The 15,468-nt window shown below is 58.1% G+C and carries 9 protein-coding genes, 1 tRNA gene, 2 rRNA genes and 2 pseudogenes; 7 read left to right on the top strand and 7 right to left on the bottom strand.

The features are described 5' to 3' along the window. Position 1: 1 nt before the first annotated feature. The 3 genes from P3R82_RS00910 to P3R82_RS00900 all read right to left on the bottom strand — a co-directional run bounded on the left by P3R82_RS00910 (position 2) and on the right by P3R82_RS00900 (position 3,610). Positions 2-988, bottom strand: coding sequence for a substrate-binding domain-containing protein (locus tag P3R82_RS00910; RefSeq protein WP_183901616.1), 987 nt, complete (start codon positions 986-988; stop codon positions 2-4). An 84-nt stretch (positions 989-1,072) separates the two neighbouring features. Further along, positions 1,073-2,077, bottom strand: a complete 1,005-nt coding sequence (locus P3R82_RS00905; protein ID WP_283192632.1) for an ABC transporter permease — start codon at positions 2,075-2,077, stop codon at positions 1,073-1,075. 54 nt (positions 2,078-2,131) lie between these two features. Next, positions 2,132-3,610: a sugar ABC transporter ATP-binding protein gene (locus tag P3R82_RS00900; RefSeq protein ID WP_283192631.1), complete on the bottom strand. Its 1,479-nt coding sequence runs from the start codon at positions 3,608-3,610 to the stop codon at positions 2,132-2,134. A 378-nt stretch (positions 3,611-3,988) separates the two neighbouring features. On the opposite strand from P3R82_RS00900, the pseudogene P3R82_RS00895 reads away from it, so the two are divergent. The 7 genes and pseudogenes from P3R82_RS00895 to ugpC form a co-directional block, all read left to right on the top strand. After that, positions 3,989-4,131, top strand: a pseudogene (locus P3R82_RS00895) (IS481 family transposase); the annotation flags it as partial. Positions 4,132-4,232: 101 nt separating this feature from the next. After that, positions 4,233-5,114, top strand: coding sequence for a dihydrodipicolinate synthase family protein (locus P3R82_RS00890; RefSeq protein ID WP_283192630.1), 882 nt, complete (start codon positions 4,233-4,235; stop codon positions 5,112-5,114). Positions 5,115-5,141: 27 nt separating this feature from the next. Then, positions 5,142-5,816, top strand: coding sequence for a GntR family transcriptional regulator (locus P3R82_RS00885; protein ID WP_283192629.1), 675 nt, complete (start codon positions 5,142-5,144; stop codon positions 5,814-5,816). Between the two features lie 68 nt (positions 5,817-5,884). Continuing rightward, positions 5,885-7,213, top strand: coding sequence for a sugar ABC transporter substrate-binding protein (locus P3R82_RS00880; protein WP_283192628.1), 1,329 nt, complete (start codon positions 5,885-5,887; stop codon positions 7,211-7,213). Beyond that, complete coding sequence (locus P3R82_RS00875) at positions 7,213-8,151, top strand: sugar ABC transporter permease (RefSeq protein WP_283192627.1); 939 nt, start codon at positions 7,213-7,215, stop codon at positions 8,149-8,151. Before P3R82_RS00880 ends, P3R82_RS00875 begins: the two co-directional genes overlap by 1 nt. After that, a complete protein-coding gene (locus P3R82_RS00870; protein WP_283192626.1) occupies positions 8,151-8,972 on the top strand; it encodes a carbohydrate ABC transporter permease in 822 nt (273 codons plus the stop codon). The genes P3R82_RS00875 and P3R82_RS00870 overlap by 1 nt, the downstream gene beginning before the upstream one ends. 32 nt (positions 8,973-9,004) lie before the next feature. Continuing rightward, entirely contained in the window at positions 9,005-10,063 is a 1,059-nt protein-coding gene (gene ugpC, locus P3R82_RS00865; protein WP_283192625.1) for a sn-glycerol-3-phosphate ABC transporter ATP-binding protein UgpC, read from the top strand. 135 nt (positions 10,064-10,198) lie between these two features. Here ugpC and P3R82_RS00860 read toward each other — a convergent pair. The 4 genes and pseudogenes from P3R82_RS00860 to P3R82_RS00845 all read right to left on the bottom strand — a co-directional run. After that, a pseudogene (locus P3R82_RS00860) lies at positions 10,199-11,196 on the bottom strand (IS3 family transposase); the annotation flags it as partial. Between the two features lie 224 nt (positions 11,197-11,420). Next, positions 11,421-11,497 (bottom strand) — tRNA-Met (locus P3R82_RS00855). A gap of 298 nt (positions 11,498-11,795) precedes the next feature. After that, positions 11,796-11,910: ribosomal RNA gene (gene rrf / locus P3R82_RS00850) — 5S ribosomal RNA — on the bottom strand. Positions 11,911-12,094: 184 nt separating this feature from the next. Further along, positions 12,095-15,034: ribosomal RNA gene (locus P3R82_RS00845) — 23S ribosomal RNA — on the bottom strand. Positions 15,035-15,468: the final 434 nt, after the last annotated feature.

The raw sequence follows: 15,468 nt of genomic DNA, 5'->3' as shown, positions 1-15,468 counted from the left end.
GTTACTTGCGGGATTCGAGCAATTTGTCGGCATTGTCCTTTGTGACCGGGGTCCAAGGAACCAGATAGTCCTTGGATGCGCCGTCTTCCCACTTCATTTCCGGATACTGGGTCCAGATCGCCGACTGCGGCTTGGCGTCCTTGGTCGCCGCCTTGATGGCGACATCGAGCGCGCCCTGCGCTTGCGCGTTGGCATCCTGCAGAATCGATGCCATCTCGCCACGCTTGACGGCGTTGATTGCGTCTGTGACGCCATCGACCCCGGCAATCGCGAAGTCCTCGACCTTGAGCTTCGCAGCCTTGATCGCCTCAATCGCGCCGAGCGCCATTTCATCGTTCTGGCCGATAACGCCGTTGATCTGGCCTGGGTAGGACGTAAGCCAATTTTCCATCAACGTCTGGGCTTCGGCACGCGACCAGTTGGCCGTCTGCTTTGCCAAGACCTTGACATCAGGGCACGCCTTTAGTGCCTTCTCGTTGCCTTCCAGGCGTTGAATCTGGCCGGACTGGCCGATCGGACCTTCGAGGATGACGAGGTTGCCCTTGCAACCCATCTTGTCGAGAACTGCCTTGGCTTCCAGCTCGCCGGCTTCGACGTCATTGGAGCCGACATAGGAGGTCAAGAGATCAGAATTCACGCGAGCATTGGAGCCGACAACCGGGATGCCGGCATCAGCGGCGGCCTGCACGGCGGCGGCACCGGCTTCGACGTCCATCGGCACGAAGATGATAGCGTCGAACTTCTGGGTGATCATGGTGTTGAACTGCTCCTGCTGGACCAGCGCATCATAACGACCGTCAAACACCGTTAGCTCCACCTGACCGCTCTTGACGGCAGGGTGCTGCTTCAGCGCGGCCGACCAGATCTGCATGAACTCGGCATTCAAACCATAGGTCGTGGCGCCGATCTTCAGCTTCTTTTCCTGCGCCATGGCCGGCGCAGCAAGGATCGCCGCACTGGCGATAAGTGCGAGCATCAACTTCTTCATCTGTTTCTCCTCCATAGAGATGTCCGGTCGCCGTTATGACGCGCGGTTTGCCAACGGATCGCGGATGCGATCCGAATTATCAGGTCAGAGACCTTGATTTCGCTTCTGGTCCAGCATGACGGCGCCGACGATGAGCGCGCCCTTGAGCACCTGCTGGTAGTAGGATTGGATACCCATCAGATCGAGACCGTTGTTCATGACGCCAATGATGAGCGCGCCGATTAGCGTTCCAGTCACGCGACCGACACCACCCGAGAGGCTGGTGCCGCCGATGACGACCGCTGCGATGGCATCAAGCTCGTAGGCAATGCCGGCCTGCGGCAGTGCCGATCCCGTGCGGGCCGAGAGCATCATGCCGGCGAGACCTGCAAGCGAGCCTGAGATGCCATAAACGGCGAAGCGGATGCGGGTAACGTTGATGCCCGAGGTGATCGCCGCATGCGGGTTGCCGCCGACGGCATAGATGTAGCGGCCGAAACGGGTGCGCGTCAGGACCCACCAGGAGACGATGAAGACGACGGCAAGGATCACCACCGGCATGGGAACGCCGAGGATGTTTCCGGTTCCGATCCAGCGGAACTCCGGGATCAGCGCCGGAACAGGCTTGCCACCACCGTAGATCAGAGTCATGCCGCGTGCCGCCGACAGCATGCCGAGCGTGGCAACGAAGGCGGGCACGGCGAAGCGGGAAACAATGAAGCCGACGATGGCGCCACACGCCAAACCGACGCCGATACCGACCAGCAAAGCAACGACCGCCGGATACGGCGCGCCAGCGATGCCTGCCGTCGCCGACGTCGTGACGAAGCTGGCGCTGACGATGCCCGCGAGCGCCACGACCGACCCAACCGACAGATCGATGCCGCGCGTCAGGATAACAAAAGTCATGCCGATCGCGAGAACACCGTTGATCGACGTCTGCAGAAGCACGTTCGAGATATTGCCGGCCGTGAGGAAGTACTCGTTGGACAGCGACAGGATCACAGACAGAAGCAGGAAGGCGAGAAAGATGCCGTATTCCTGAATGAGCAGCCTGCGGCGATCCGAGTTGAACCAGCCCGTCGTTGGTTTGTTATCTGTAAGGGACACTGTTTCTGACCTCTTCCCATGCCGATCCGTATTGAGAAATTCGCGATGCGCCGATTACGTCGACAGATGCACCAGCGCCTGCGCGTCGGTCTCCGACCGCGGGTAGACGCCCGCCGAGCGACCATTGCGCATGACAAGAATGCGGTCGGACATGCCGAGCACCTCGTCTATCTCCGATGAAATCATCACCACCGTGCCTCCCGTGGCCGCGAATTCGCAGATGATGCGATAGATCTCGCGCTTGGCGCCGACATCGACGCCGCGCGTCGGCTCGTCCAGAAGCAGCACCTTCGGGTTGCGCAGGAACCACTTGCCGAGAACGACCTTCTGCTGATTGCCGCCTGATAGCCCCGAGACCGCCATGGTGTCGCGCGCGGTCTTGATACCAAACCGTTCGATCATCTTTTGGCTGGCAGCCTGCTCCTGGCCGCGACGCATGACGAAGCCGGGGCTGAATTCCGGCAGGCTGGCGAGCGCGATGTTGCCCCTGACGCTGTCGACGAGATTGAGGCCCGTCAGCTTGCGATCCTCGGTGACAAAGGCAAGCCCGTGCGCCATCGCGTCGACCGGCTTGCTGACGGTGATTGCCTTGCCATCAAGCTTGATCTCGCCCTTGTCCTTCCGGTCGAGACCGAACAGGCAATTGAATATCTCCGAGCGGCCGGACCCCATAAGCCCGTAAATGCCGAAAATCTCGCCTTTCCTGACGGAGAAGGATACATCCTCAACCTTGCCGCTTGCGCTCAACCCCGTGACCTCAAGCCCGGTGACGTCGGTCGGTGTGTTGGTCTTGACATATTCCTCGCCGAGTTCACGGCCGACGATCATGCGGATCAATTCGGGGCGATCGATGTTTGCAAGGTCGCCCGCACCGATATACAAACCATCACGGAACACGGTGTAGGCATCAGCGATCTGGAAAATCTCGGACAGACGGTGGGAGACGTAAACGACACCCTTTCCGGCAGCTTTCAATCGCTCGATGGTCTTGAAAAGCTGCTGCGCTTCTTTCTCGCCGATCGCCGATGTCGGCTCGTCCATGAAGATCACTTCGGCATCATGGCTCAGCGCCTTGGCGATCTCGACCAGCTGGATCTGCGCAACCGACAGATTCATCATGAACTGCGTTGGGCGGATATTGAACTCGAGCTGTTCCAGTAGCCGCTGAGCATTCTGGTTCATTGTCTTGAAATCGACGCCACCAAAACGACCCGAGGGTTCCCGCCCGAGATAGATGTTTTCCGCGACCGTCATGTGCGGCACGGGGCTGAGCTCCTGCTCGATAATGGCGATGCCCGATGCCAGGGCCGCCGCGGGACCGGAAAACTCAACGTCCACACCTCGTCGCCGAATAGACCCGGCATCGCGCTTGTGAATACCCATCAGGATCTTGAGGAAGGTGGATTTTCCGGCGCCATTGCCACCGCATAGCGCATGCACGGACCCAGCCTTAAGCTGAAACCGGCCATCGCGCAGAGCCGCAACACCATTGAAGGACTTTTTCAGCCCTTCGACATCAAGAAGATATTCCACCTTAACTCCTCCCAACACCGTCCACCGGTCAGATGGAACGATGGATCATCGCGCCCTCTCCATTGGAGCGATTTTTACAAGTGTCAGCGACATTTCGACAAATGTCAATCGCGCAATCGCTCGTTTCTTGAAGTGGAGTTTTGTTGTCGAACAGTCCGGCTGCGAAGACGCCGAGAGCAACGTGCTCGACAGGGCGCGCGCGAGCCCGGAATAGCCAGCGCTGCGATGTGAGAGCAAAGCGCTGATTGCCACCAAGACACCGCGAACGCGGCGCCTCGGCTAATTGCCTCGAATGAAATTGATGCCCGCAAGCGTGCCCTTCGCACGCTATGGACCGACGTCCTCTGGCGACGGCTATCGTCGCGCTTCTGCTGCGCCGACCGGTACGGCCTTGTGAGCCAGGCCCGCAAGAGGACCGGGTGAACAAGGCCGTGGGCACGGCGCTGTCGACGGCCGTCGGTCCCAACGACCTGTGGTGCGCCGATTTCAAGGGCGAGTTCAAGCTCGGCGACGGCCGATATTATGTCCCGATGGCCTCGTGATTGTTCTGACAACTCGAATCACCATTTGACAACTAACATGTCAGTCGCCTAACACTAGGAAATCAGTGGAGGAGACACTTATGGAACGCTTCGGTTTATCCGTCGCATTGACGACCCCTTTTGATGAAAACGGCGACATTCTGCTCGACATGATGATCGCACAGGTGAAACGCAGCCTTGCCGCCGGCTGCAACAGCTGCACTCTGTTCGGCACGACAGGCGAAGGATCATCGATCGGTATGGAAGAACGCGAACGTGTCCTGTCCGCCATCCTCGATGCCGGCGTGTCACCCCAGCAGATCGTCGTCGGCGTACTGGCAGACTCGGCCGAAGACGCAGCTGCACAGGCCGGCCACGCACTTGATCGCGGCGCGCGCAACATCCTTCTCGCCCCGCCGTCCTATTTCAAAAACGTCAGTGACGACGGCCTGTTTCGCTGGTTCTCGCGCGTCTTCTCGCTGCTTGGAAACAGGGCCCGCGACATCCTCGTCTACAACATCCCCTCGGTCACCATGGTGACGCTCAGCGTCCCCCTCGTCTCTCGCCTGCGCGAAGCGTTTCCGGGTATCGTCACCGGCGTCAAGGATTCATCCGGCGACTGGGATCACACGCAGGTGCTGTTGAAGGATCATTCGGATCTGATCATCCTGATCGGCGACGAACGGCATCTGGCGCAGGGTGTGCGCATGGGTGGTCAGGGCGCCATTTCCGGCGTCGCCAACTTTGCCCCGAAGGAAGTCGGCGCCATGGCCAATGACGGTCGCGACGACGCACGTATCGTGGAATTTGTGATCGAGCTTCTGAAACATCCGGTCACGCCCGCCGTCAAGGCGATGCTGGCGCGCGAACTTGGCGACCAGAAGTGGCTTGCGGTGCGTGCGCCGCTGCTTTCTATATCGACGGACGTACAAAATCAGCTCGGTATCGTTTTCGACGGACTTTTCCGCAGCAAGGCGGCCTGAGAGAACAGAAGGAGGACCGGAACAACGATGGCCATGCAGCATGACGACCAGCAGGTGGAAGAACCCACGCTTCGGGAAAAAGCTTATGAAAGCTTTACCCGGCACCTGCTGGCGCGTGATGTCCGGCCCGGCCAGTTCGTGTCGCAGCGTCGCCTTGTGGAACTGACCGGACTTCCACTCGGCGCCATCCGTGAACTGATCCCAAGGTTGGAGGCCGAGGGACTGATCAAGACGGTGCCGCAGCGCGGATTGCAGATCGCCCATATCGATCTGCACCTGATCCGGGAAGCATTTCAGCTGCGCCTGTTTCTGGAAAAGGAAGCCGTTGCCCTGTTCGTGCATTCGGCATCCGACGATCTGATCGGCAGGATGATCGCCAAACACCGCGAGCTTGCCGCAGCCGTCGCCGCCGGCTACGAGACGCCGGAACTGGAGGCGGAAGCTCAGGCAGTCGACTGGGGCATGCATGACGCTTTTATCGATGCCCTTGGCAACCGCATCATCTCGAATGTCTACCGCGTCAATTCGATCAAGATGCGGTTGATCAACCAGGAGCGTTTTCGCATCAACGGCCGCGTCGCCTCGGTCATGGGCGAACATATGACCGTGCTGGAAGCCATTGAGCGTCGCTCGGCTGAAGATGCGGTTGCAGCACTCGTCAAGCATATCGGAAATGCGAGGGACCGCGCCCTCAAGATTTAGCAAAGCAGAATTTCAACGTTCATGAGCCGGGATGAGGAGATCCCGGTAAACCTTTGGAGGAGGACATCATGACATCATCATTCTGGACCCCGACCCGCCGCAGTTTTCTGGCAGGCTCCGCCGCACTCGGCGCCGCAGGCCTTGTCGGCGCCCGCCCGGCATCGGCAGCAGTCGACTGGAAAAAGTTTGCCGGCACCACGCTGGAAGTAAACCTCGTCAAAAGCCCGCGCAGCGAAATTCTTCTGAAATACATGAAGGATTTCGAGGCGCTGACCGGCATCAAGGTCAATGCCGAAGCCACGCCTGAACAGCAGCAGCGCCAGAAGACGACGATCGAACTGTCGTCCGGCCGCCCCAGCTTCGACGTCGTGCACCTCAGTTACCACGTGCAGAAACGCCAGTATGAAAAGGGCAAGTGGCTCGCCGATCTTTCCGGGTTCTTCAAGGATCCGAGCCTCACCGATCCATCCATGGTAGAAGGCGATTTCGCCGAGGCCGGCCTGAAATTCGCCAAGAATGCCGACGGCACCCTGCGCTCCCTGCCCTTCTCCGTCGATTACTGGATCGTCTACTGGAACAAGGAACTGTTCGACGCCAAGGGCCTCAAATACCCGCAGAGTTTCGAGGAAATGGTCTCTACGGCCGAAGCTCTCACCGACAAATCCACCAACACGTTCGGTTTCGTCGCGCGTGGGCTAAAAAATGCCAATACGCCGGTCTGGACCTCGCTGATGCTGGGGTATGGCGCCACCCCGATCACCGACGGCAAGGTGACCAGCGATAGCAAGGAAGCCGTCGAAGCCGCAAAAATGTATCAGACGCTGATGACCAAGGCCGCCCCGGTCGGCGTCTCCGGTTTCAACTGGGCGGAGGCGCAATCCGCCTTCCTGCAGGGCAAGGTCGGCATGTGGTTCGATGGTGTCGGTTTTGCCCCACCGATCGAAAATCCGGAAAAATCCCGCGTTGTCGGCAAGACCGGTTACAGCGTCATCCCGAAGGGCCCGGCCTCACAGGCCGCCGGCACGTTCGGCGATGGTTTGGGCGTCACCGCAGCCAGCACCAAGAAGGAAGCCGCCTACCTGTTCTGCCAATGGGCGATCTCCCATGAGATGGGGGCGCATCTGCTGCAGGCCGGCGCCGGCGTGCCGTATCGCCAGTCGATCCTCGAAGATGCCAAGGTGCGCGAAGGCGTCACCATGCCGCGCGAATGGGTGGATGCGGTTGTTGCCTCCGGCAAGGTCTCGCAGCTGGCGCTGCCGGTCATCATCCCGGTCACCGAGTTCCGCGACATCTATGGCGTGGCGCTCACCAACATGATCGGCGGCGCGGACCCGGCTGCCGAGCTCAAGAAAGCGGGCGAGCAGTTCGCACCGGTTCTGGCACGCAGCGAGGGATAATGGCTTCCGTGACCGTCGATACGACCGCGGCAGACGCCGTGACAGCAAAAGGGGGCAAGCCGCAAAGGCTTTCCCCCAATTACTGGCCCTTCGTCGTCCCGGCCCTCGTGGTCATCGGGGCAGTCATCGTTTTCCCCTGGGTGTTCACCCTCTGGATGAGCGTCAACTCCTGGACATTGGGACAGGAGCAGACATTCATCGGGCTGGACAACTATATCCGGCTCGCCGGCGACATGCGATTCTGGGAAAGCATGTGGCACACGGCGCTCTACACCGTGCTTTCGGTGGTGGCGCCGCTGTTTCTCGGAACACTCGCCGCTCTCGTCTTCGACGGCCAGTTTCCGCTCCGCGGTTTTTTGCGCGGCGTGTTCGTCATGCCGATGATGGCGACCCCGGTCGCCATCGCTTTGGTCTGGACCATGATGTTCCACCCGCAACTCGGCGTGCTCAACTATCTTCTGTCGCTGGTCGGCATCGGTGCGCAGGAATGGATCTATAATCAGTCGACGGTCATCCCGTCGCTGGTTCTGGTCGAAACCTGGCAATGGACACCGCTGATCATGCTGATCGTGCTCGGTGGTCTCGCAGCCGTCCCGCGCGAGCCTTATGAAAGTGCGGAAATCGACGGCGCCAATGCCTGGCAGAAGTTTCGGTACCTAACGCTGCCGATGATCGCGCCCTTTCTGATGATCGCCGTCATCATCCGCTCCATCGATGCCGTCAAAAGCTTCGATATCATCTACGCGATGACGCAGGGCGGCCCCGGCACGGCGTCGGAAACCATCAATATCTACCTCTACAACACCGCCTTTGCCTATTACGACATCGGTTACGGATCGGCCATGGCCGTCGTTTTCTTCGTCGTTATCGTGGCGCTGTCCTTCGTGCTGATGATGGTTCGCGCCCGCACCAACTGGGCCAACATGGAGGGTCGCTGATGACCCATCGTATGCTCAACCGGATCGGCCTGTTCTTCGCAGCCTTCATCATGATCTCGCCGGTCATCCTGTTCTTCATCTGGATGATCTCGTTGTCCCTGAAATTCGAGATCGACAACGGCGCCTATCCGCCGATCCTCATCCCCGAACGCGTGGCATGGTCGAATTACGCAAAGGTCTTTGAGGAGAACAATTTTCTTCTCTATTTCTGGAATTCGGTCCTCGTCACCGGTGCGGCCACCCTGCTTGCCCTCGTGATCGGCGTGCCCGCCGGTTACGGCATCGCACGGCTGAAGGCGGAACGTGCCACCATGGTCATCATGATCGCCCGCATGACGCCCGGTCTTTCCTTCCTGATCCCGCTGTTCCTGCTGTTCCAATGGATGAACCTGCTCGGCACGCTTCTGCCGCAGATCATCATCCATCTCGTCGTCACCGTGCCGATCGTCGTGTGGATCATGATCGGTTATTTCGAGACGACGCCGAAGGAACTGGAAGAAGCCGCCAGCATCGACGGCGCCACCTCGTGGCAAGTGTTTCGCCTCGTGGCGCTGCCGATCGCCAAACCCGGCATCGTCGTCGCCTTCATTCTGGCGGTGATCTTCTCGTGGAACAATTTTGTCTTCGGCATCGTGCTTGCCAGCCGCGAGACCCGTACGCTGCCCGTCGCCGTCTACAACATGCTGTCCTTCGAGCAGGTCAGCTGGGGGCCGCTGGCGGCCGCAGCCCTGATCGTCACCCTGCCGGTTCTGGTGCTGACCATGTTCGCCCAGAAACAGATCGTCGCGGGCCTGACCGCCGGCGCGGTCAAGGGCGGCTGAAACTTATTTGGAAATCGGGAGGATTTTCACCCATGGCTACAGTCAACATCCAGAATATCGCCAAGCGCTTTGGCGCCGTCGAAGTCATTCGTGATCTCAGCGTCGATATTGCAGACGGCGAATTCGTCGTCCTCGTCGGCCCGTCCGGCTGCGGAAAATCCACGCTGCTGCGCATGGTGGCCGGACTGGAGGAAGTGTCCGGCGGCGCCATCCGCATCGGCCCGCGCGAGGTCTCGCATCTGCCGGCGCGTGACCGCGACATCGCCATGGTTTTTCAGAACTACGCGCTCTATCCGCACATGACCGTGGCCGACAACATGGCCTTCGCGCTGAAGCTGAAAAAGGCGGACGCCACCGAGACACGGCGCAAGGTGGAAAGCGCTGCCGCCATCTTGGGCCTCGAAAAACTGCTCGACCGCTACCCGCGCCAACTTTCCGGTGGCCAGCGCCAGCGTGTCGCCATGGGCCGGGCGCTGGTGCGTGATCCGCAGGTGTTTCTGTTCGACGAACCGCTCTCCAACCTCGACGCCAAATTGCGCGTGCAGATGCGCGCCGAGATCAAGGCGCTGCACCAGCGCATCGGCACGACGATCATATACGTCACCCACGACCAGATCGAAGCCATGACCATGGCCGACAAGATCGTCGTCCTGCACGATGGTCATATCGAACAGGTTGGTGCGCCGCTCGACCTCTACGATCGTCCCGCCAACCTGTTCGTCGCCGGTTTCATCGGCTCGCCGGCGATGAACTTTATCGATGGACAGATCGAGGAAGGTGTTTTTCGAAGCGACAAGGGCCTCGTCCTGCCACTGCCGGCGGGCGCGGACACGACAAAACTCGGCGGCCGAAAACTGGTCTACGGCATTCGACCGGAACATATTCGCGCCGAGGCCGGCGGCATTTCAGGCCGCGTCGAGATCGTTGAAGGTACCGGCTCGGAAATCTTCGCCCGCATCATCAGCGGCGGCGAAGAGATTTCCTGCCTGTTCCGCGAACGCCTCGACATCCGCTTCGGTGACGATATCGGCATAGCGGTTGATGCGACCCGGGCGCATCTTTTCGACAAGGCGAACGGAAAACGTCTGTAAAATGTTCACACCGGGCTCCATTTCACCAACCGAGGCGGTGCAAAAAGCTTTGCCTCCCCCATTGCCTAAATTTGAAATCGTGGCCACCGAACGGCGCCGAACTGAATAGCCCCGAGTTTCGTAGACACCTTCGGGTTAGATTTTCTGCTGCTTCTCGAACTCGACGGGCGACAGCGTCCCGTTCCTGGCGTGTTTGCGTTTCGGGTTGTAGAATATTTCTATGTAGTCGAACACGTCCTGGCGAGCATCATCGCGTGAACGGTAGACCCCGCGACGTATCCGCTCTCGCTTCAGAAGATTGAAGATGCTCTCGGCCACCGCATTGTCATGGTAGTTGCCGCGTCGGCTCATCGAATGAACCAGATTGTGGTGCTTCAGGAACAAGGCCCAGTCCATGCTGGTGAACTGTGAGCCCTGATCCGAGTGGATCAGCACCTTGTCATTCGGCTTGCGTCGCCAAACAACCATGAGCAGGGCCTGCAACACGACGTCCGTGGTTTGGCGGCTCTGCAGTGCCCAACCGATCACGCGACGCGCGTAGAGGTCGATGACGACGGCGAGATAGGCGAAGCCCTCGCAGGTTCGGATGTAGGTGATGTCCGTCACCCAGGTCGTGTCTGGAGCTGTCACGTCGGATTGCCGGTCGGGCGTATTATCGACGACGACAGACGGTCTGCCACCATCGATGCCGGGGCGGCGCTTATAACCGATCTGTGCCTTGATCCCAGCAAGACGGGTCAGACGCGCAATCCGGTTCGGGCAGCACATCTCGCCCTGGTCGAGAAGGCCGTCGTGCAGCTTGCGATAACCGTAGACCTTGCCGCTCTCTTCCCGCGCCTTCAGGAGCAGATCGGTCTGTCGCTTGTCCTGGTTGGCTCGCCTGCTCAGCGGGTTCTTCAACCAAGCGTAAAATCCGCAGGGATGAACGCGCGGAAGGCGGCACATCGTCCGCACCGAAAACTGCAAGCGATGCAGGGCAATGAACGCGTACTTCACTTTGCATCTCTGGCGAAATACGCGGCCGCGTTCCGCCTGGCAATCGATTCACTGGATCGATTGCTTATCCGGCTTCAATTTAGGATGTCTCGCTCCTCGGTGACGCGAGCCAGTTCCTTCTTCAGCCGCCTGATCTCCTCGGCCTCGTCGTTGCCCTTGGCGTTCGACGCGGTAAATTCTTCTTCCATCCTTACACACAAAATCGCAGCCGTCGCGGACCATTGTGCGTTGTCGCTGTGTCTGCATGGGGATTTGGTTGCGAGTGCGGAATTTGAACCCCGCGGCCTTTCGCGAACGCCAACAGCCGGCGTTATGCGGGCTTTGTTTGTCTTGTCTTATGTGGTTTCAGTCTTTGGAAGATTGGTTGCGGGGGCAGGATTTGAACCTGCGGCCTTCAGGTTATGAGCCTGACGAGCTACCGGGCTGCTCCACCCCGCGTTACCAGGTTTTTGCCGAAAGGCAAAATACCGCCCAGGTAAGCCGCTTTGCGGCTTAGCCGGTGTTGCGCAAAGCCTACGGCTTTGGCGCGGCGGCGTAACCGCGAAGCGGTTATGCCTTCTACCGGAGCAAAACCCTGTTGGGTTTTGTTCCTGTGAGAGACGCACCATTATAGATCAGGTGCGTCGAAGTTTCATTCTGTATATGGGCCTTAAAGCAGAAAGGACCGCTTTGGGCGGCCCTTTTGTTTCGGCCTTGGCCGTCATGTGATGAGAAGATTTGTTGTTGCGTTTGGCAGACCTGGCAGCGACCGACTCTCCCGCGTCTTAAGACGAAGTACCATAGGCGCAGGGGCGTTTCACGGCCGTGTTCGGAATGGGAACGGGTGCAGCCGCCCCGCCATAACCACCAGGTCAGCGAAGCGCAACAATTGAGAAGCTGGTGAGGCCTGTCAGGCCTCGTTTTGTCTTGAACACGTCTCAGGCGACAACCGGCCGAACACTGCGTGTTCGCCGGGCCCGTATCGCAAAGGCTTCGCCTTCGCTCTGTCAGGCCAAGCGCTTCGCGCTTGCCTTGAGATGAGCATTATCAATGAGAACAATTAAGCCGATCGAGCTATTAGTAACGGTAAGCTTCACACATTGCTGCGCTTCCACACCCGTCCTATCAACGTGGTCGTCTTCCACGGCTCTGATAGGGAATACTCGTTTTCAGGTTGGTTTCCCGCTTAGATGCCTTCAGCGGTTATCCATTCCATATGTAGCTACCCTGCTATGCCGTTGGCACGACAACAGGTCCACCAGAGATATGTCCATCCCGGTCCTCTCGTACTAGGGACAGATCCTGTCAATATTCCTACACCCACGGCAGATAGGGACCGAACTGTCTCACGACGTTCTGAACCCAGCTCACGTACCGCTTTAATTGGCGAACAGCCAAACCCTTGGGACCTGCTCCAGCCCCAGGATGCGATGAGCCGACATCGAGGTGCCAAACAACCCCGTCGATATGGACTCTTGGGGGTCATCAGCCTGTTATCCCCGGCGTACCTTTTATCCGTTGAGCGATGGCCCTTCCACGCGGGACCACCGGATCACTATGACCGACTTTCGTCTCTGCTCGACTTGTCAGTCTCGCAGTCAGGCGGGCTTATGCCATTGCACTCGACGACCGATTTCCGACCGGTCTGAGCCCACCATCGCGCGCCTCCGTTACTCTTTCGGAGGCGACCGCCCCAGTCAAACTACCCACCATACACTGTCCCGGATCCGGATGACGGACCGCGGTTAGACATCCATGACGATAAGGGTGGTATTTCAAGGATGGCTCCACGGAAACTGGCGTCCCCGCTTCAAAGCCTACCACCTATCCTACACATGCCGACACGAATGCCAGTGTAAAGCTATAGTAAAGGTGCACGGGGTCTTTCCGTCTGACCGCAGGAACCCCGCATCTTCACGGGGAATTCAATTTCACTGAGTCTATGTTGGAGACAGCGGGGAAGTCGTTACGCCATTCGTGCAGGTCGGAACTTACCCGACAAGGAATTTCGCTACCTTAGGACCGTTATAGTTACGGCCGCCGTTTACTGGGGCTTCAGTTCAAAGCTTGCACCTCTCCCTTTAACCTTCCAGCACCGGGCAGGCGTCAGACCCTATACGTCGTCTTGCGACTTCGCAGAGCCCTGTGTTTTTGATAAACAGTCGCTACCCCCTGGTCTGTGCCACCCCATCACACTTGCGTACAATGGGGTCACGCTTCTTCCGAAGTTACGCGTGCAATTTGCCGAGTTCCTTCAACATAGTTCTCTCAAGCGCCTTGGTATACTCTACCTGACCACCTGTGTCGGTTTCGGGTACGGTCTATAATGATGGAGCTATTTCCTGGAACCGCTTCCCTGCACCCACAATCCAATAAGTGAATACAAGTTACGCAATCCGTCACTACCACCAGGCCCACGAATATTAACGTGGTTCCCATCGACTACGCGTTTCCGCCTCGCCTTAGGGGCCGGCTAACCCTGCTCAGATTAACTTTAAGCAGGAACCCTTGGTCTTTCGGCGAGAGGGTCTCTCACCCTCTTTATCGTTACTCATGTCAACATTCGCACTTCCGATACCTCCAGGATGTCTCACGACTGTCCCTTCACAGGCTTACGGAACGCTCCGCTACCACGTGCATTACTGCACATCCTCAGCTTCGGTGCATGGCTTCAGCCCCGTTACATTTTCGGCGCAAAGACCCTTATTTAGACCAGTGAGCTGTTACGCTTTCTTTAAATGATGGCTGCTTCTAAGCCAACATCCTGGTTGTTTTGGGATCCTCACATCCTTTCCCACTTAGCCATGACTTGGGGACCTTAGCTGGAGGTTAGGGTTGTTGCCCTTTTCACGACGGACGTTAGCACCCGCCGTGTGTCTGCCTGATAGTACTCCCGGGTATTCGGAGTTTGGTTAGGATCAGTAAGACGGTGAGTCCCCATAGCCCATCCAGTGCTCTACCCCCCGGGGTATTCGTCAGACGCTCTACCTAAATAGATTTCGCGGAGAACCAGCTATTTCCGAGTTTGATTGGCCTTTCACCCCTAACCACAAGTCATCCCAATCTATTGCAACAGATGCGGGTTCGGTCCTCCAGTTGGTGTTACCCAACCTTCAACCTGCTCATGGCTAGATCACTCGGTTTCGGGTCTAATGCAACAAACTAAATCGCCCTATTCAGACTCGCTTTCGCTTCGCCTACACCTACCGGCTTAAGCTTGCTTGTTACACTAAGTCGTTGACCCATTATACAAAAGGTACGCCGTCACCCTCTCGGGCTCCGACTGTTTGTAGGCATCCGGTTTCAGGTTCTATTTCACTCCCCTTGTCGGGGTGCTTTTCACCTTTCCCTCACGGTACTTGTTCGCTATCGGTCATGCACGAGTACTTAGGCTTGGATAGTGGTCTACCCACGTTCAGACAGGGTTTCACGTGCCCCGCCCTACTCTAGGACAATGAGTGTTCTACGCCTACGGGGCTATCACCCGCTACGGCCGACCTTTCCAAGTCGTTCGGCTTTATTCCTCATTGCCACTGGCCTGGTCCGCGTTCGCTCGCCACTACTTGCGGAGTCTCGGTTGATGTCCTTTCCTTCGGGTACTTAGATGTTTCAGTTCCCCGAGTTCGCTTCTTACACCCTATGTATTCAGGTGTAGATACCTTTTAACAATACCTAGAAACCTGTTTCCGTTGCACCGCCTCACCCGGACAAACCGGGTGTCTTTTTGTCCTCACGGCCCAAAGGGCCTGCGGACGGCGCGCCAAACGATTGGCGACGGCCTCTGGCCTGTATGGGAAGTCCCACACAATCCAACAGCCATCCAAACGCTTGGTTTCAACAGAACAGATTTTCTAGGTATCTAAGGTGGGTTTCCCCATTCGGATATCCATGGATCAAAGCTTATTCGCAGCTCCCCACGGCTTTTCGCAGCGTATCACGTCCTTCATCGCCTGTGCATGCCAAGGCATCCACCAAATGCCCTTACGACACTTAATCGTTCTCATTGCCAATGCTCATCAGTTAGCTCAGCATTCCCAGAGGAATGCGAAAGCAACGCGGTTACCTTTTACAACCGCGTCATCTCATGATGCCATCGACGTGTTCGATCGGATCACTTTATTGGAACTACGCCGAGCAGTTCGCTTGTGTCCGATCTTTAAGACCAGCTTCTCGAGATTAAATCCGGTACCGCGCGGTCAGGCAACGGTAATCCGATCGTCCGTCAGACAGTGTCGAAGACACCGAACAACGACGATCCAGAGCGACAAGCTTCCTACCTACCTCCAGTCCCTCTTTCGCTTCCGGCCGGCTAGGCCATTCACGACGTCATTGGAACTGGGCTCGGACATCTCGGACAATCCGTAAGGATTGTGCCAAAATACCTGGAAGCCTCCAGATCAATCCTCTCTTCACGATATATGCAGAACAGG

The sequence above is a fragment of the Rhizobium sp. AN80A genome, assembly GCF_030053015.1.
Taxonomy (GTDB): Bacteria; Pseudomonadota; Alphaproteobacteria; order Rhizobiales; family Rhizobiaceae; genus Rhizobium; species Rhizobium metallidurans.
The sequence above is the reverse complement of the archived record's forward strand: the minus strand, read 5'-3'. Positions and strand labels throughout refer to the sequence as shown.